Source organism: Chloroflexota bacterium (assembly GCA_011322445.1).
GTDB lineage: Bacteria > Chloroflexota > Anaerolineae > Anaerolineales > DRMV01 > DRMV01.
The window spans coordinates 23,752-40,631 of sequence record DRMV01000011.1; the positions used below are offsets into that span (position 1 = coordinate 23,752).

At 63.0% G+C, this 16,880-nt stretch carries 19 protein-coding genes and 1 tRNA gene; 10 read left to right on the forward strand and 10 right to left on the reverse strand.

Annotation, left to right across the window (positions count from 1 at the left end; translation table 11 throughout):
* Positions 1 to 31 precede the first annotated feature (31 nt).
* From ENJ54_01945 to ENJ54_01960, 4 genes are all read right to left on the reverse strand, one after another.
* The gene (locus ENJ54_01945) at positions 32 to 2,590 is read right to left on the reverse strand and encodes an NACHT domain-containing protein (protein ID HFC08607.1); all 2,559 of its coding nucleotides are present in this window, start codon (positions 2,588 to 2,590) and stop codon (positions 32 to 34) included.
* A complete protein-coding gene (locus tag ENJ54_01950) occupies positions 2,587 to 3,285 on the reverse strand; it encodes a hypothetical protein (GenBank protein ID HFC08608.1) in 699 nt (232 codons plus the stop codon). Before ENJ54_01950 ends, ENJ54_01945 begins: the two co-directional genes overlap by 4 nt.
* A gap of 146 nt (positions 3,286 to 3,431) precedes the next feature.
* The gene (locus tag ENJ54_01955; GenBank protein ID HFC08609.1) at positions 3,432 to 4,373 is read right to left on the reverse strand and encodes a radical SAM protein; all 942 of its coding nucleotides are present in this window, start codon (positions 4,371 to 4,373) and stop codon (positions 3,432 to 3,434) included.
* A 253-nt stretch (positions 4,374 to 4,626) separates the two neighbouring features.
* Entirely contained in the window at positions 4,627 to 5,511 is an 885-nt protein-coding gene (locus ENJ54_01960; GenBank protein ID HFC08610.1) for a prenyltransferase, read from the reverse strand.
* 176 nt (positions 5,512 to 5,687) lie between these two features.
* On the opposite strand from ENJ54_01960, the gene ENJ54_01965 reads away from it, so the two are divergent.
* Entirely contained in the window at positions 5,688 to 6,041 is a 354-nt protein-coding gene (locus ENJ54_01965) for a transposase (GenBank protein HFC08611.1), read from the forward strand.
* 23 nt (positions 6,042 to 6,064) lie between these two features.
* A complete protein-coding gene (locus ENJ54_01970) occupies positions 6,065 to 6,412 on the forward strand; it encodes a transposase (GenBank protein ID HFC08612.1) in 348 nt (115 codons plus the stop codon).
* Positions 6,413 to 6,495: 83 nt separating this feature from the next.
* On the opposite strand, the gene ENJ54_01975 is transcribed toward ENJ54_01970, so the two are convergent.
* The 4 genes from ENJ54_01975 to ENJ54_01990 all read right to left on the reverse strand — a co-directional run bounded on the left by ENJ54_01975 (position 6,496) and on the right by ENJ54_01990 (position 9,841).
* Positions 6,496 to 7,266: an SDR family oxidoreductase gene (locus ENJ54_01975; GenBank protein HFC08613.1), complete on the reverse strand. Its 771-nt coding sequence runs from the start codon at positions 7,264 to 7,266 to the stop codon at positions 6,496 to 6,498.
* Complete coding sequence (locus tag ENJ54_01980; GenBank protein HFC08614.1) at positions 7,259 to 7,801, reverse strand: isoprenylcysteine carboxylmethyltransferase family protein; 543 nt, start codon at positions 7,799 to 7,801, stop codon at positions 7,259 to 7,261. The genes ENJ54_01975 and ENJ54_01980 overlap by 8 nt, the downstream gene beginning before the upstream one ends.
* 121 nt (positions 7,802 to 7,922) lie before the next feature.
* On the reverse strand, positions 7,923 to 9,014 hold the full coding sequence (locus ENJ54_01985) for a dihydrofolate reductase (protein ID HFC08615.1): 1,092 nt from the start codon (positions 9,012 to 9,014) through the stop codon (positions 7,923 to 7,925).
* 152 nt (positions 9,015 to 9,166) lie between these two features.
* Positions 9,167 to 9,841, reverse strand: a complete 675-nt coding sequence (locus tag ENJ54_01990) for an acylneuraminate cytidylyltransferase family protein (protein HFC08616.1) — start codon at positions 9,839 to 9,841, stop codon at positions 9,167 to 9,169.
* A gap of 186 nt (positions 9,842 to 10,027) precedes the next feature.
* On the opposite strand from ENJ54_01990, the gene ENJ54_01995 reads away from it, so the two are divergent.
* From ENJ54_01995 to ENJ54_02025, 7 genes are all read left to right on the forward strand, one after another.
* Positions 10,028 to 10,903 carry a fumarate hydratase gene (locus ENJ54_01995; GenBank protein HFC08617.1) on the forward strand — a complete coding sequence of 292 codons (876 nt, stop codon included), beginning with the start codon at positions 10,028 to 10,030 and terminating at the stop codon, positions 10,901 to 10,903.
* Positions 10,904 to 11,037: 134 nt separating this feature from the next.
* Entirely contained in the window at positions 11,038 to 11,658 is a 621-nt protein-coding gene (locus tag ENJ54_02000; GenBank protein ID HFC08618.1) for a fumarate hydrolyase, read from the forward strand.
* Positions 11,659 to 11,768: 110 nt separating this feature from the next.
* A complete protein-coding gene (locus ENJ54_02005) occupies positions 11,769 to 12,809 on the forward strand; it encodes an L-threonine 3-dehydrogenase (protein HFC08619.1) in 1,041 nt (346 codons plus the stop codon).
* Positions 12,806 to 13,591, forward strand: coding sequence for a hypothetical protein (locus ENJ54_02010; GenBank protein ID HFC08620.1), 786 nt, complete (start codon positions 12,806 to 12,808; stop codon positions 13,589 to 13,591). Before ENJ54_02005 ends, ENJ54_02010 begins: the two co-directional genes overlap by 4 nt.
* Positions 13,592 to 13,610: 19 nt before the next feature.
* Positions 13,611 to 13,970, forward strand: a complete 360-nt coding sequence (locus ENJ54_02015) for a holo-ACP synthase (GenBank protein HFC08621.1) — start codon at positions 13,611 to 13,613, stop codon at positions 13,968 to 13,970.
* Positions 13,971 to 14,040: 70 nt separating this feature from the next.
* Positions 14,041 to 14,502, forward strand: a complete 462-nt coding sequence (locus tag ENJ54_02020; GenBank protein HFC08622.1) for a hypothetical protein — start codon at positions 14,041 to 14,043, stop codon at positions 14,500 to 14,502.
* On the forward strand, positions 14,499 to 14,756 hold the full coding sequence (locus tag ENJ54_02025; GenBank protein ID HFC08623.1) for a hypothetical protein: 258 nt from the start codon (positions 14,499 to 14,501) through the stop codon (positions 14,754 to 14,756). Before ENJ54_02020 ends, ENJ54_02025 begins: the two co-directional genes overlap by 4 nt.
* 40 nt (positions 14,757 to 14,796) lie before the next feature.
* Here ENJ54_02025 and ENJ54_02030 read toward each other — a convergent pair whose 3' ends face one another.
* Positions 14,797 to 15,780 carry a sortase gene (locus ENJ54_02030; protein HFC08624.1) on the reverse strand — a complete coding sequence of 328 codons (984 nt, stop codon included), beginning with the start codon at positions 15,778 to 15,780 and terminating at the stop codon, positions 14,797 to 14,799.
* Between the two features lie 244 nt (positions 15,781 to 16,024).
* Between ENJ54_02030 and ENJ54_02035 the strand changes: the two genes are divergently transcribed.
* Positions 16,025 to 16,099, forward strand: a tRNA-Lys gene (locus tag ENJ54_02035).
* Positions 16,100 to 16,142: 43 nt separating this feature from the next.
* Here ENJ54_02035 and ENJ54_02040 read toward each other — a convergent pair.
* Positions 16,143 to 16,865, reverse strand: a complete 723-nt coding sequence (locus ENJ54_02040) for a DUF2726 domain-containing protein (GenBank protein ID HFC08625.1) — start codon at positions 16,863 to 16,865, stop codon at positions 16,143 to 16,145.
* Positions 16,866 to 16,880: the final 15 nt, after the last annotated feature.

Consider the following 16,880-nt stretch of genomic DNA (forward strand, 5'->3'; position numbering starts at 1 on the left):
TTGGTGTTCCCCCAGGGTGTGCGGCCAGAATTTAGGAAAAGCCGTATTGGCTCGGGGGCGGCAGTTGTACGCCCGCGATGGCAAGTTGCCAGATGGCGTGGAAGGCGGCGTCGCGCAACGGGCCGGGGCGGTCGTAGAGGATGTCGTAGATTTCCCGCCCCCACTCTTCGCCGGGGAAGTAGGGGACGCGTGCCAGGGCGGCTTCCTGCTGTTCGGGGGTGCCTTCTTCCACCACGCGGTGCAGCAGGCTGAGGGCCGGTTGGCCAGGCCCCACGCCCATGCCACGCTCGGCGGCAAAGGCCAGCAACCACGGCTCTTCGTGCAGCGGGCGCAGTGGCCGCGGCATGAAGGGGGAGGGGGCTTTGGCCTGCTCCAGCACGGCAGCAGCCGTGTCGCGCACCACCCATTGGCTGTCTTTGACCTGCATTTCTTCCAGGGTTTCGCGCGCCCAGGCTTCAGGCACCCGGGCGAGGCCATACACCGCGGCGCGGCGGAGGCGGAGGTCGTCTTTGTGCCCTGCGGCATCCCGCAGGGTGGGGTAGCCTTCCTCGGGATGGTTGGCGAGGGCTTCGGCGGCGATGCGGCGCTGGGTGTCGTCGCCATCCAGCAGCAGGGCGGCCACGGTTTCCAGGGCTTCAGGGGTGTTGACGGCCACCAGCGCCAGCGCGGCTGCTCGTTGCACCGCGCGGCTGGGGTCGTGCAGCAATCCGGCCAGGGCATTCACGCTTTTGGCGTCCCGCACAGCGCCCGCCCCCAGCGCCCCCAACCAGCGGACGGTGAGGTCGTGGTGCCCCATCAATTTGCGGAAGAGCACCCCCAGCCCTTTTTCGCCTGAGCGGGCAAGGGCGTTGACGGCGCGAGCGCGCAGCACGAGAGCCAGGGATGTGTCGGTGAGCAGCGCGGCCAGGTAACGCAGCACTTCGGCGCGCCAGGCGCTGGTACCGCCATAGGCTAAGGCGCGTCCGGCGGCCAGGGCGTGGGCGTGGGTCACAACGTCGGCTTTTTCCAGCAGGCCGGTCGCGACGGCGCTTCCCCCGCCGGTCGCGGCCAGGAACCCGAGGGCGTCGGTGCGGCCTTCCCACCAATCGCTTTGCAGCAGGTGAATGGCCCCGCCTTCGGCAGCCAGCGCCCGCCCGGCCAGGTAGCCGCGCAGCGTGGGGTGCAGGAAGCCCACCCGGTCGCCGCGGTAGGCCACCAGCACGCCGCTTTCCAGCAGTTGGGGCAGCAGGCGGCGCACTTTGGGCTTTCGCCTGTGGGCAGGGGCCTGCGCGGCCACGGTTTCGGCTGCTTCGTCTTCGGCCTCGTCTTCCGCTTCGGCAGTTTCGGGCTCTTCCGGCAGTTCGGCCAGGGCGCGGGTGCGTTTTCCGGCCGCTTTGGCAGGCACGCTGTCGCCTTCGCTGAGGGTGAGCTGGAGCGCTAACGCTTCCAGCGCCGGCAGGCTGCGCTCGTCTTCCGGCAGGGTGCGCCGCAGGAAGGCTAAGATGGCGTCGCCAAGGCTCGCGCCCAGCGCATCGCCTGCATAGGCTGCCCAGGCTTTCAGGGTGAGTTCCAAGGGATGGTAGGCGGGTGCAAAAGGCAGCAACCACCGGTTGAGCAGCCGCGGGTCGGGCGTGTCAGGGGGCGGGGTGTCTTCGGGGGCGGCGGCTTCCAGTTGCGGGGCAATGAGCGCCTGCCAGGCTTCCCCCCAGCGCTTCAGAAAGGCCGCGGCTTCCTGCGCCGACCACGGGGCTAAAGTCACGGGCTGCAACCCCACCGCCTGCAGGCCATCGTCGTATTCCGGTGAAGCGGCGGCCACCACGCGGATGCGCTTCTGGGCGTGCAGCAGGCGCTTCAGGAAGGCGGCTACGGCGGGCTGGCGGGTGGGTGCCATTTCGTCAGCGCCATCCAGAAGCAAGAGCACCATCCCGCGCGTGAGGGCCCGGTTGAGTTGGGTGCGGAAGCCCTTGTCCATTTTGGGGGGCAGGCCACGGGATGCGGCTTCGGTGAGGACTTCGGTGGGGTCGGCGTCGTCGGGCAGGGGCAGGGGCAAGTCGGCGACGTGCACCAGCACGGGGAAGGCGTTTTGCAGCGCGCCGAGGCGTTGGTCGCGCCGGGCGGCCAGCAGCGCGAGGTAGGCTAAAGCTGTGGATTTGCCTGTGCCGTAACGTCCCAGCAAAAGCAGATACGCCCCGCCCTGCAGGGCGTCTTCCAGCGGCAGGGCGGGGTAGCGGTAGAGGGCAGCCAGTTCAGGGAAGTCGGGGGTGTAGGGCACGGCCACCGCGGCAATGTCGTCGGGGCGGTATTCCCCTTCGGGCACGTAGGCCGGCAGGGGGGCGATGACTTTTGGGGGAATGAGGATGCGTTCCAGGGGGAAGAGGGACGCGGCGAGATGCTGCCCTTGCAGGTGTTGCTCAAGCCAGCGCAGCCAGCGGGAGGCCAGCCGTTCCAGACGAGCACTTTCGCGCTCGGCGCGACGGGCAGCGCGGCGTTGTTGCCAGCCCTGAAGCAAGGGGTGCAGGCGGGTCAGCGCGTACCAGAAAAGGCTGCCCGCCAGCACGCCGGTCCAGAACCAGAAGGGCGAGAAGTCGGGAAGGCGAAAGAAGCGGCTCATGGGATGTAAAGGATGCGCTTGCAGGTGCGGCAGAAGGCCAGTGTGTCAGGGCTGCGGGCGGCGCGCAACAGGTCGGGGGTGAGGGGCGCGCCGCAGGCATCGCAGGCGCCCTCGGTGACCGTGGCAACGGCTAACCCACCGCGGCTTTGGCGCAGGCGTTCGTAAGTGTTCAGCGCGTCACCGGGGAGGGTGGTGGTGAGGTGTTGGCGGCGCTGGTCCAGCGTGGCCAGGCGTTGGCGGTGGGTGGCGAGGTCGCCGTTCCAGCGGGCTTCTTGTTGCAGACGTTCCTCTTGCAGGGCGTTGAGGCGCGTTTCAGCAGCGCGAAAGGCGTTTTCGGCTTCCTCCGCTGCCAGCATGGCTTCCAGTTGTGCGTCTTCTTTCACGGCCAGCAGGCGCTTGAGGGCTTCGGCCTCTCGCTGGAGGTCTTGCAATTCCTTCGGGTTGCGGACCTGCCCACCGTAGAGGGTTTGCTCGGTGCGGCGAATTTTCTGGCGCACGCTTTCGGCTTCCGCCTCTGCGGCGCGAAGGGCCTGGCGGGCGCGCTCTAAAGTGACTTTGGCCGCCGCAACGGCCTGCCCGGCGGCTTCGATGGCGCTGCGGTCGGCCAGACGGGCCTCGAGGGCGCGGATTTCGGCCTGCAACCGATCGCGGCCGGTGTCGATTTCCTGCAGTTGGTGGAGTTGGAAGGCCAGCATATGGGGATTATAGAAGCGATTGGCCGGAAACGCAAGCGCGAGTGCGCTGAAGTCGGCACGGGGGCTGAAATATTGGGCGCGCGGGGGCCTGTTGCGTTCCATCGGGGTTTTGTAGTGCCAGGGTGCGCCTGAGGGGCGCGCAGGGGTTACGCATAGCGCGCCTGCGCCAGACTCCAGAAACGGGTGCCGTAGCGCTCCAGTACCTGCACCTGCCCGCTGGCCTGGAGCGCCTGCAAGGTTTCCTGCACGGCGTCATCGCCCCAGCGGGCCAGGGCGGCTTTGAGTTCGCTTTCCCGCATGGGGTGGCGCGCCAGCACGGCCAGCACCGCGGCCTGGGGGTCGTCGTAGCCGGAAAAATCAAAGGCGCCCCGCGCAGGGTGAACAATTTCGGCGACCTGCCTCAAAATGGCCTCGGCGCGCATCAGCCCTTCGGCGTCGGGCGGCTGCACCCACGGCTCGGCGGGCGGGCGCTCGGGCAGGGTGAGGTGCACCTTGTCGGGGCGAATGCGGGCAATCTGGGCGGCCAGCGCACGCAGGGCCTCCTCGGTGTCGTTCAGGCCGCGGATGAGCATCACCTCCAGCCAATAGCGGCCGCGATACATGGCGCGGAAATCCACCAGGCCCTGCACATAGGTTTCGAAATCGGGTTCCGGCCAGGGGCGGTTGAGGCGGCGGTAGAGGTCAGGGGTGCCCGCGTCGAGGGTGGGCAGCACGGCGTCCGCGGTGGCCAGTTCGGCGCGCACTTCAGGGAGGTAGAGCAGCGAACCGTTGGTGATGACCGCCACCGGGATCTCGGTCATGGCCTTGACCCGCCGGATCATCCAGCCTAAGCGGCTGTGCAGGGTGGTTTCCCCGCTGCCCACAAAGGTCACCCAGTCAATGCGGCCCTGGTAGTGCGCCAGCCGCTCGGCCAGTTCGGCGATGACGGCCTCCGCGGGCACGTATTCCCGCCGCTCGGCCATCAGAGGCACACTGCGCCCCAACTGGCAATACACGCAGTTCCAGTTGCACGTTTTGGGCACCACCGGGTCGATGCCCAGCGATTGCCCCAAACGGCGGGAAGGCACGGGACCGAAGACGTGTTGCATGGGGAAATCTCCTTGGGCCGTCGAATAGTCGGGCAGTCAGGTAGTCGAGTCGTCAGGTCGTGGGGAATGCGGGATTCGGGATGCGTTACCCTGGAAAAAACACAGAAAACTGCTTTGTGTTCTTTGCTTTCTCTGCATCTCTGCGTTAACCAAGCATAGGCGCGGAGTGCGGCGCGCGCCAGTAACAACCCTCACCTGCGAAGAAAAAAGCCCCGGCAATACCGAGGCTTGGGGCAACAAACGGGAAAGCGGCTCACGCCAGCCAGAGGCCGACGGCCATGAGCACCGGCGTGAGCAGGTTGATGAGCACATTGTTGCCCAGGGCAGGCATCAGGTTGGGCAGGTCGTCCGCGTGGCGGAGCGCCTTTTGCGCCGTGGGCACGGCCAAAACCAGCGTCAGCAGGCCCAGCAGGCTCCACGCGGGCAGGTAGCCCAGCGCCACGGCCACCACCGGGCTGAGGTAAGCCAGCGCGAGGAAGGCCACATAGATCTTGGCCGCCGCAGGCCGCCCCAACACGATGGGGTAGTTCCTGCGCCCTACGCTGCGGTCGGCCTCCACATCGGGGAACTGGTTGAGCAGCAGCAGGTCGTTGACCAAAAAGAAAGGCGTCAGGGAAGCCCAAAACGCGGCCCAGTGATAGCCGCCGGTGAGGACGTAATCGGTGCCCATCACCATGAACGTGCCGAAGCCCAGGCCGGGGGCAATCAGGCTGGCGAGGGGGCTTTTGGTCACCCACACGGTGTAGAGGTACACCAGCGCGACGCCGGCCACGCCCAGGGGCAGCAGTCCCCAGCCGCGCACGGCGAGGAAGTAGATACCGATGGCCGCGGTGACGGCTAAGGTGAACAGGCCCCAAAGCAGCGCCTTGCGGGCTTCGGCGGGGTTGGCGGGCAGGGTGCCGCTGCCGCCGCTGAAGGGCGTGCGCTGGGTGCGGGTGTCTAAACCACTGCGGAAGTCGTAGTATTCGTTGAGGGCGTTCACGCTGATATGGGCGGCCAATGCGCCAATCAGCGCGAGCACGAAGTAGAGCCAGTTCACATGGCCGGTTTCCCAATAGGCCGTGCCCAAACCGAGCACGACGCAGGCGGGGGTAAGCAGCAGGAAAGGCAGGCGGGAAACGCCGAGGTAGGTTTTCATGGGGGCCTCCGGGGATAGGGGATGGGGGGATGTAGGGGGTGCGGGATGAGGCAATGGGGCAATTGAGGCAACTGAGGGATTGAGGCAGCTGGGACCGCCCCTCACCCCCCCTCTGACCCGTCCTGAATATAGTTTACACTGACAACAGGTAAACTCACCAAAAAAGGACGGCATATATGGGTACGACCAAAATCAAACGTTACAGTGAAAGTTTCAAGCGCCAGGTTGTACGCGAGTACGAAGAAGGCGCAAACGCCCATTACCTGAAGCAGAAGTATGGGATTGGCGGCTCGACCACCATCAAGCACTGGGTGCAAAAGTACGGCAAAGAGGGCTTCCGCACCGAGCAAGTGCTCATCTGCTCACCAGAAGACCAGCCCACCTTTCAGCAAATGGAGCAACGCATCAAGGAACTCGAAGGGGCGCTCGTCGAGGCGGTGCTGGATGTCAGGATGTTTGAAGCCATCGTGGACGCGGCGAGTAAGCACTTCAACACGCATCTAAAAAAAGCCTTCGGCAACAGGTCATAGCCTGGGTCACAGGGCAATATGGCGTGCCGATTTACCAGGCCTGCCAATGGTTTGGGGTCACGCCTCAGGCCTATTACCAGGCCCAGAAGCGAGGTCTGCGGAAGGAAGCCGAAGCCCAACTGATTCTCGCCTTGGTGCGAGAGATACGGAAACGCCACCCTCGCATGGGCGCTGTAGGCAACGCCTACGACAATGCTCTGGCGGAACGGGTGAACGGCATCCTCAAGACCGAGTATCTTCTGGGCAGTTTGTTTCCAAGCAGAAGCCAGGCCATTGAAACCGTGGCGCAAGCCGTGCATCTTTACAACTTTGAACGACCTCACCTCTCCTTGGGGTACGCTACCCCAGCCCATATATTCGGGTCACTTTGATAGGGAGAGGGGAAGGTTTTGTGTAAACGTATTTCAGGACTTGACCCACAAATCCTAAATCGCAAATCGCAATTCGCAATTTATCACTCCGTGCTCAGCCTCGCCGTCGCGCCGCCGTCTACCACCAGCGGCTGGCCGGTCATGAACGAAGACTGGCTGCCATCGGCGAGGAAGTATACCGCGGCTGCGATTTCCGCGGGCTGGCCGATGCGGCCGTTGACCGTGCGGCGGGCGAGTTCGGCAAGTTGGGCTTCCACTGCGCCGCCGTGCAGGTGCCCGCGCGCCAGCCCCGCCCGCAGCATGGGCGTATCCACCGCGCCGGGGAGCAGGGCGTTGACACGAATGCCGTAGGGCGCCCATTCAATGGCCATCGCGCGGGTAAGCGCGAGCAGGCCGCCCTTGCTGGCCGCGTAGGCGGCAATGTTCGCCGAGGTCGCCACGGCGTGCACCGAGGAAACGTTCACCACTGCGGCACCCTCGCCCGCTTCGGCTGCCGCCCGCAGCAGCGGGAAAAATGCCTTGCTCACCAAAAAAGCCGCCCGCAGGTTGACCGCGTGCACCGCATCCCACTCAGCGAGGGTGGTTTCCAGCAGAGGCTTGGCAACCTGCAGCGCGGCGTTGTTGACCAGCGCATGCAGTTTCGGGAAAGCGGCGCGCACTTCGCCAGCGGCGGCTTCCACCGCGCCGGGGTCGGCAAGGTCTACCCGGGCAAAAATGCCGCCCGCGGGGAAGTCTGCAGGCGCGGGGGCTTTATCCCAGCCAATCACCCGCCAGCCTTCGGCGGCAAAGCGCGCTGCAATAGCGCGGCCAATCCCACCCGCTGCGCCGGTAATCAGCACCACCCGCTCAGCCATGCCTCCCCCTCAGCGGCAGCCAGCGCGGCACGCGGCGCTTGTATTCCCGATACTCGTCGCCAAAGCGGGCTTCCAGTTCGCGCTCTTCCACCAGCACCACATAGGCATGCACCAGCAGCGCGCCCAAAGCCACCAGCAAAAGCATCGCCACCGACCCAACCACCAGCGCCAGACCGGTGTAAATGGTCAGGGTGCCCATGTACATGGCGTTGCGCGTGTAGGCAAAGGGGCCTTCCTGCACCAGGTGCTGCGTGGGCACCAGCGGCGAAGGCGAGCCTTCCCCTTGCGTGTGCTGGTAGTAGATAACCCACAAATCCAGCAGGAAGCCCACCAGCATCAGCACAGCGCCCAACCACAAGGGCCAGCCGAAGGGCGGCAGGGTGGGCAGGTGGCCCCAAATGGTGAGCCAGCCGCTGAACCAAAGGAGGAAAGCAGGCACAATCATCCAGAACAGAATGCCGCTTCCGAGTAAAGCCAGCCAGCGCTGGGCGCGGCCGTGCGGTTTTTGGGCGCGACGAAGCAGGAAATCTTTCATCGTCTATCTCCTTGAATGAGGGAGAGGGAACCACAGATTACACAGATTAGGACAGAAAACACAGAAAAAGTTTCCCTCTGTGTTTTTCTCCAATCGGTGAAAATCTGTGTCAATCGGTGGATTACACCTGGGCGCGCCACTCACCTAAATCATCATGGGGAATGCCCAGCCCCTTCAGCAAATTGCGGATGCTGTTCCAGTGCACGCGTTCCCAGGCGGTGGGGCTGGAATTGGCATTGTGGGGTGCGAGGAGGACGTTGTCCATGCGCTTGAGGGGGCTGTCGGCGGGCAGCGGCTCCACCTCGAACACATCCAGCGCCGCACCGCGAATTTGGCCGCTTTGCAGGGCTTCGATGAGCGCGGCTTCGTCCACCACCGGGCCGCGGGCGGTGTTGATGAGCACCGCGGTGGGCTTTATCAGGGCTAAGGTCTCGCGGTTGATGAGGTGGTAACTGGTGGGGTTGAGGTCGCAGTTCAGGCTGACGAAATCGGCTTCCCGCAGCAGGCGCTCTAAGGGCACCATTTCCACGCCGTATTCGGTGAGGAAGACGTGGTCAACTTCCACGATGTCATTGCCCAGCAGGCGCATCCCGAAAGCGCGGGCGCGGCGCAGCACGGCCTTGCCCACATCGCCCACGCCGATGACGCCCAGGGTGGCTTCGCTGAGGGCAAAGCCGTTGATTTTCTCCCAGCGGCCAGCCTTCATGTGCGCGTCCATCCACGGGATGTTGCGGGCAAAGGCCAACATATAGCCGAGCACGCTATCGGCCACGGGGGTGGTGAAGGCGTTGGGGGTACGCCCCACCATGATGCCGAGTTTGTCGGCGGTGGCCTTATCGATGGAATCGATGCCGGTGCCCCATTTGGAAATCACCTTGAGGCGGGGGGCGCAGGCTTCCAGCACGCGGGCGGTGTAGCGGTCATCGCCGCAAATCGTGCCATCGAACTGCCCGGCATAGCGCAACAGGTCTTCTTCTTCCATGCGCTCGTGGACTTCGGGCACAATCACTTCCAGCCCATAGTGCTCGAACACTAGGCGGAAGCGGTCAACAAAGGGAATCATGTAGGGGGCGGTGAGAAGGATGGTGGGCATGGGAGGCTCCAGAGAATAATGAATCACGAATTGCAAATGATGGAAATCCACCGATGGCGCCGATGGACACCGATACAGGGATGCCCTGATGTTGTGATGCCCTGATGCCCAGTCTGGCATACGGCATCAGGGTGCCGCTTTCCAAAGCGGCAATTCGGCCTGAGCGGAAGCGCCCTCAGGCGCTAAAGTCGAAGGCCAGGCCGCCGCGCGCCCAAAAACGTTTTTTCTTAGCGCATCTGGCGAAACGGCCCGCCGACCAAACGACCACCCGACTACCCGACCCGCCTCCGCATCAGGAACTCGGCGATCTCGAAATCCAGTTCTTCGTCAATATCCCACGCTTCATCGGCGGGAATTTCGAAGAGGTAAGGCCGCTCGCCGATGCGGTTGCGGCGGGCTTCCAGCAGGCGGCGGGTGAAAATATAGATGCAGGAATTTTCCTCGTAGATGGGCGGCAAATCCTGCGTGCGGAGCAAAATGGCGGGGTTGTGGTTGACCGGGCGGGCTAAGGCATCCCAAAGGCGGGTTTGCAGGCGGGTGACGCCGAAGAGGGAATCGTAAGCCGGGGTGTTGGCGAGAAAAGTTTGCACTGCCTGCCGCACGGTTTCCGCCCGCAGCAAGGGGTTGGTGCTGTGGGTTTGCAGGTAAAAGTCGGCTTCCACCTGCGCAGTATCGTGCAGCAGCACCTCGTTCATCGGAATGCGGCCATCGCACAGGTGTTCGGGGCGTTCCAGCACCTGCACCTGAGGGTAGGCTTTCTGCAAGCCTTCCATGATGGTGGGGCTGTCGGTATCCACCACCACCTGAGCGATTTCGGGCACCGCCAGCAGGGTTTCCACAATCCAGGCATAGAGGGGCTTCCCGGCAAACTGGCGGTAATTTTTACCGGGCACCCGCTCGGAATGGTGCCGCATGGGTACAAGCGCAACGATACGAGGGCGAGACATGCCACACTCCAGAAACGAAATCGTGCCCGGCCCGCACCGGGATGCACGGTGTGATAATATCATAAAGTCGCTCGCGGCTCAAAGTGTGTCAAGTATCACTTTCCACCCCGCGGCTTCCTGCCTACAATAGAAGGTGTCAAACTCTCGGACATCCCTGGCTACTCCGTAGCCCTGAAGGAGGCTCACATGCAACCAGATCTGACACAAGAAATTCTGGAACTCGTCCGCCTGACGGCCACCAGCCTGCCCGAAGATGTGGAACGCGCCATCGCCGCAGCCCATGAAAAAGAGGAACCCGGCTCGGTTGCCAAAAGCGTGCTGGACACCATCTTGAAAAACGTCCAGATCGCACGTGAACATTCTACCCCCATCTGCCAGGATACCGGCACCCCGATTTTCTACGTGGACATGCCCGCGGGATGGAGCACCCGGGAAATGCGCCGTCAAATCGAAGCCGCGGTGGCAGAAGCCACCAAACGGGTATATTTGCGCCCCAACGCGGTGAATTCCCTGACCGGCAAGAACACCGGCAACAACATCGGCGATGAATATTTCCCCACCATCCATTTTCACGAGGTGGACGGTGACACCGTGACCATCCGCCTGATGCTGAAGGGCGGCGGCTCCGAGAACGTCTCCACGCAATACAAACTGCCCGATACGCGCCTGCACGCGGGCCGCGACCTGGAAGGCGTTTACAAAGTGGTCATGGATGCTGTTTACAAAGCCCAGGGCAAAGGCTGCGCGCCCGGCTTCCTGGGCGTGGGCATCGGCGGCGATCGCGGCTCTTCGTTCTACGCCGCCAAAGAAGCCCTCTGGCGCACCCTCGATGAGCCCAACCCTGACCCCGACCTGGACGCCCTGGAAAAGCGCATCACCGAAGACGCCAACAAACTTGGCATCGGCCCGATGGGCCTGGGCGGCAAAACCACGGTCATGGCCACCCGCATCAAAGCCATCCACCGTCTGCCGGCGTGCTACTTCGTCTCCATCGCCTACATGTGCTGGGCCTATCGCCGCCACACGCTGATTTACAAGAACGGCAAAGCGGAATACAAATGAAGTCCACAGATTACCCAGATTAGCACAGAAAGAAGCCCTGAGAGAATGCTTCCAACCAATCTGTGTAAATCGCTGAAATCTGTGGATTCCTCCCGAAAATCGCATTCCCTTTTACAGTACAGAGGAAGGTTGCCATGCGCAAAATCACAATTCCGATTGACGATGAAACCATCCGCAGCCTGAAGGCTGGTGATGCCGTACTGCTTTCTGGTGTGATGATGACCGGTCGCGATGCCGTGCACAAGTGGATGATCGACACCTTCATCCGCAAGACGCGCGAGCCTCAGGGCGACGACCTGGAAGTGTACGAAGCCATCAAGAAAATCCTCAACGGCGGCGTTCTCTACCACTGCGGGCCCGTGGTGGCTGGTATCGACACCGGCGACTACAAATTCGTCGCCGCAGGCCCCACCACCAGCATTCGCGAAGAGCCTTACGAAGCCGAAGTTATCAAGCATTTCAACATCAAAGGCGTGATGGGCAAAGGCGGCATGGGGCCCAAAACCCTGCAAGCCTGCCAGGAAGCCCCCGCGGTTTATTTCCACGCGGTGGGCGGTGCGGCTTCCCTCATCGCCCAGAGCGTGCAAAAAGTGCTCGGCGTGTACAAACTGGAATTCGGCGTACCCGAAGCCATGTGGGTCATCGAGGTCAAAGACTTCCCCGCCATTGTCACAATGGACAGCCACGGCAACAGCCTGCACGAAACCGTTGAGGCTGCCGCGGCTGAAAAGTTCAAAGCCTTGCTCGGCGTTTAGCTGTCCCCTCTTCCCTCCCCAAACCGCGGGTTCCCAGCCCGCGGTTTGTTTTTGCCAGTGCTATAATGGCCTCAGCACGATTCTCTACTTCTTCCTGTCAGGAGAGCCGTATGCCCGAAATGATGAAAGCGGTGATCAAAGCCGAGGCCGCCCCCGGCCTGACGCTCACCGAGCGCCCCATTCCCACCATTGGGCCCCACGATGTCCTCGTCAAGGTCAAGGCTGCTTCCATTTGCGGCACCGACCTGCACATCTACCACTGGGACCCGTGGGCCGCTGACCGCATTCACCCCCCGGTGATTACCGGCCACGAAGTTTGCGGCGAAATCGTGGAAACCGGCAGCGAGGTCAGCCATGTCAAGGTTGGCGATTTCGTTTCGCTGGAATCCCACGTCGTTTGCGGCCACTGCCGCTTCTGCCTGACCGGCAACGGCCATCTGTGCGAAAACACCCAACTCATCGGTGTAGACCGCGACGGCGGCTTTGCCGAATACATCGCCATTCCCGCGCAGAATGCCTGGCCCAACCCACCCGACCTGCCGCTGGAAATCGCCGTCCTGATGGAAAACTTCGGCAACGCGGTGCATACCGCCTTTGCCGCCGACGTGCGCGCCAAGAAAGTGCTTGTCACCGGCTGCGGCCCCGTGGGGCTGATGACCATCGCGGTGGCCAAAGCCATCGGGGCGCGCTCGGTGTTCGCCACCGACATCAGCGATTACCGCCTCGACTTCGCCCGCCGCATGGGCGCCGACTACACCTTCAACGTCAAGAACGAAGACATGGTGGCCGAAATTATGGAAATCACCCACGGCGAAGGCGTCGATGTGTGGCTGGAAATGTCGGGTGCGGAAAGCGCCATTGACCAGGGCTTCAGAGTGCTCAAACCCGGCGGCGAAGTGGCCGCCCTCGGGGTGGCCGGGCGCCCCATCCACCTCGATTGGGACCACCACATCGTCTTCAAAGGCGTGACCCTGCACGGCATCACGGGCCGCCGCCTGTGGGAAACCTGGTACCAGGCGCGCGGGCTGGTGTTTTCCGGCGCGGTGGACCTCAGCCAGATGGTCACCCACCGCTTCCGCCTGGAAGACTACGAGCAGGCCTTTGCCACAATGGAATCCGGCCAATCGGGGAAGGTGATGCTGCTGCCATGAAATGGCTCAAGCGCCTGGCGGTATTGGGGACGGTAGCCGGAGTGCTGATAGGCTGTGGGCCCCTTCCGGCCACGGCGCTCCCCCCAGCCACCGCTACCCCCACGGCGACGCCCACCCCCACGGCCACGCCGGTGTGGTTTCCCCCCACGGCTACACCCACACCCTTGCCGCCCACCTCCATTCCCACCCCAACGCCCGCGTTAGCCGCGGGAGCCGGCGCGCCCTTGCTGTCAGCGCCCTTTAGCAGCGGGGCGGGCTGGTTCTCGCCCACTGGCTACGCGGGCCGCTTTGGCGTGGCCGACGGGGTGCTTTCCCTCAGCACCACCCACCCTCGCGCCACCATGCTCGTCCTGGCGCGCAACCTTCAGGCGTTCAACCTCTACCTCTCCGTCACCGCCGAACCCCAGGTATGCCGCGGCAACGACGCTTACGGCGTGGTCGTGCGGGCTTCGGCCAACGGCGGGCGCTATTACCGCCTCGGGCTGACCTGCACCGGCCAGGCCTTCGTCGAAACCGTCGAAGGCGGGCTGCCGGTGCCGCGCGTTACCCCAGAACCCGGCGGCGTGCCGGCAGGCGCACCGTTACAGACCACGCTCAGCGTGCGGGCCGCGGGCCAAACGCTCAATTTTGCCGTCAACGGGCAGGTGCTTTTCACCGTGCGCGACGACCTCCCCCCTTATGGCCGTGAACTCATCGGCTTCTTCGCCCGCGCTGCCAGCACGGAAGGCATGATCGTGACCTTCCGCGACCTGACCGTGCGCCCTGTGTTGCCGCCGCCATAGGCTGTGGTATCATCACCGCATGTTATGCACCGGCATCGATGTCGTTGAAATTCCCCGCTTCAAGCAGGCCCTCGCCCGCCACGGCGAGCGGCTGATGGCGCGGCTTTTCACCCCGCGCGAGCAGGCCGAGTGCCGCGGGCGGGTGCCTTCCCTGGCCGCGCGCTTTGCTGCTAAAGAAGCCGCCGCCAAAGCCCTTGGCACTGGCATCGGCGCCGTCCGCTGGACCGATCTCGAAGTGCTTACCGATGCCCGCGGGGCTCCTTACTTGCACCTGCACGGGGAAGCCCAACGCCAGGCCGAGAGGTTAGGCATCACATCGTGGGCAGTAAGCCTCAGCCACTCTCGCGGCTGCGCGGTGGCCGTGGTGGTAGGCATGTGACCGTTGAAGGCAAAGCGCGTTAGGGTTACAATAGAGCCATGCAAACATCCTGCTGGATAGGAACGCTGTAATGGCACAAAAACGCTGGCCGTGGGAAGCCCAAGGCGTGGTGGTTGCCCGCAAAGAAGCCCAGGCACGCCGCGGCCATCAGGCAAATCGGTGGCTGACCATCTTCCTGCCGCTACTGGTGGCCGGGGTGCTGCTCGCGGCGGTGGCCGTATGGGCCATTGCAGGGGCAGGCCCAGCCACAGTAAGCCGGGCTGCTGATGCGGTCATCATCGGAATGACGCTCATTTGCATGGCTGCTGCGCTTCCGCTTTTGGTGTTGCTGGTAGGGCTGGTGGTGCTCACCGCGCGCGCCCGAGGGCGCCTTCCCGAAGTGACCGTGTGGACCCTACACACACTGCGGACGGTGCGGCAAACGCTCGTCCAGGTGAGCGACCGAACAGCCTCGCCCTTCATTCGCTGGCAGGCCGCGCGCGCAGCCTGGCAGGCAGGATGGCACGCCCTACGCAAAGGAGGCCGTGGATGAACTCGCCGACACCAATGGCAACCCCCGAAACAACCCTACCCGTCGTGCAGGAACCGCAACAAGGCAAGATGATTCTGCTTGGCGCGTTGGTAGGGGCAATGGCCGGGGCCGCGCTGGCCTATGCTTACAGCCGCCGGGGTGGGGCGCGGAAAGTTCGCCTCTCGGCATCCAGCGCCTTCAAAGCGGGCATGCTGCTGCTGGGCACAGCGCGCCAACTGGTCGCGCTGTTAGAAGAGGCGGAAGAAGAAGAGTAGCCCTCCGCAGCCAGACCGCAGCAGAGGGACGCGCCCACGTTTAGCCTTCGCTCCGCAGCACACCGCGCACGATAATGCGTTTGTTGTCAACCATGTAGGGGTAGCAGGAAACCAGCGTCACCGTGGGACGTTGGGTTGGGGCCAGCCATTGGACGTCCGTGGGTTCCACAATGTGTTTTTCGGTGACGATGTAAGTGTAGGCCTTATCACGGGCATAAACAATAATCTCATCCCCCGGTTTGAGACGATTGAGGTCGCGAAACACCTCGCCGTAAATATCATTGTGCCCGGAAAGCACCATATTGCCGCGCTGGCCGGGGTTCGCGCTGCCAATGTGATGCCCCACGCCTTTCTTGAGTTGTTCCCAACCATCGCCTTCCACCACCGGCGCGTCAACGCCCAGCGCCGGAATGCGGATGCGCACGGGTTGGGCAGGGCCAGGGGTGGGCAGCGGCACTGCAGCCAGCGATTGCACCAGCGGGCGCAGGTGTTCGGGAATCTCAGCCTCGTTGAACTGTGCGCCGCCGGGTGCGGTGGGCGGTGTGTGACCGGCAGGAAGCACCACCGCCATCACCAACGGCGTGGGCGTGAGCGTGGGTTGCTGTAAAGCCCCCGCCACCTCACGATTGAGTTGTTGCACCACGCTAACGCCGTTGAGCAGCACGAGGACCAGGCCGATGACCGCCAGCACTTCCACGCCCAGCAAAATTCGGTCAAGCCAGCGCCGGCGCGGGGGCACAGCAGCCGCGCTCTCACTTTCTTCCGCGGAGACGGCAGCCGAGCGCAGGTTTTCCAGCGCGGCATTGTCATCAGGCGCGAGCACAACCGCACGCCCGCTGCGCCGAAAGCGCTCCAGCCGGCTTTGGCGTTCGGCGCGGCGCTTTTCGATCAACAGGCGCTGAAGTTCTTCAACCGAGAGGTCTTCAGGACAACGGCGGCAACCCATAGGGAGATTATACCGCAGCCCGGTTAAAGCAGAATCGGGGCACCGCCTCGTTCCCCCTGGTGCCGCCGATTCCGCCATCGCAGGTCCCCTGCTTCCTGCAGCTGGTACGCTGGGTTGTGATTGTTACGCCCATAGTGTAACGAAAGACCCTTGCCAAAAGTTTGCCATTTGGGCAATTTCGGCGGGGAGAACGTAAAAAGTTCGTTAATATTCCCTTAACGGCAAGTTGAGAAAACCTTGCACGCGGCGCACATCCGTCAACAAAACGCGCCGGGCATTTCGTTGACGTCTGATTTTGGGCGTGATAAAATTGCACCTGCATGGGCGCGTAGCGCAACGGTAGAGCAGTGGCCTTTTAAGCCATTGGTTGCAGGTTCGAATCCTGTCGCGCCCACCAAAACAGCCCCCGTTTGGGGGCTGTTTGCTTTTTGAGCACGAGTTCATCGTTTCCGGGAGCGAGGAACAGGTCTAACTTCCCGACATTTGGGAAAATTGGGACAGCCGTAAAATTGTTTCCCCTTGTGAGGGCCCTGACGGACGGTTCGCAAAACCATCGGCACGTGGCATTTTGGGCATAAAGGCACGCCATCAGCCGTAAATTCTTCGTCGGGAACCGGTTGTCGGGCTGCAGGCGAAGGCAAGGGTTGTTCTCGCAGAGGCAAGTGCGGGGAAAGGCGAGCAATGATACTTTGTGAACTGTAGCCTTTTCGCACAGGGAAACGTACCAATGGCAGCCCGGCGGCCTGGAAGGCTTCATCGACAAACACGTCGCGCGCTTGCCTGTCAGGGCGCTGGTGACTGGCGTCATCCAGTTCGATACCAACCAATGGGCGCATCGTGCGGCTGTGAAGGATGAGGAAATCCACATGCCTTTGAGCGATTTTGTTAAAGTATGAGAAATACATTTTGTTTGAGCGTCCACCGGGCACGAAGGAAATATCGGCCAGACGTACTTTAGCCATCACCGTAAAGCGCTCATCGAGAACCTGTGTGAGTACTTTGTAGAAGGAATGCTCCGCGGGAGATACAAAATCATCTCGTAGTTTGTAAGGTAGCGTATCTTCTTCAAAGATTTCTTCCTTTAGAGCAACGGGATGACTCGCCGGCGCAGATTTTAGAAAAGGCAGCAACACACTCAGGCAGCCAGAAGATTTTTCACTCATTGTAGCCTCTCTGAT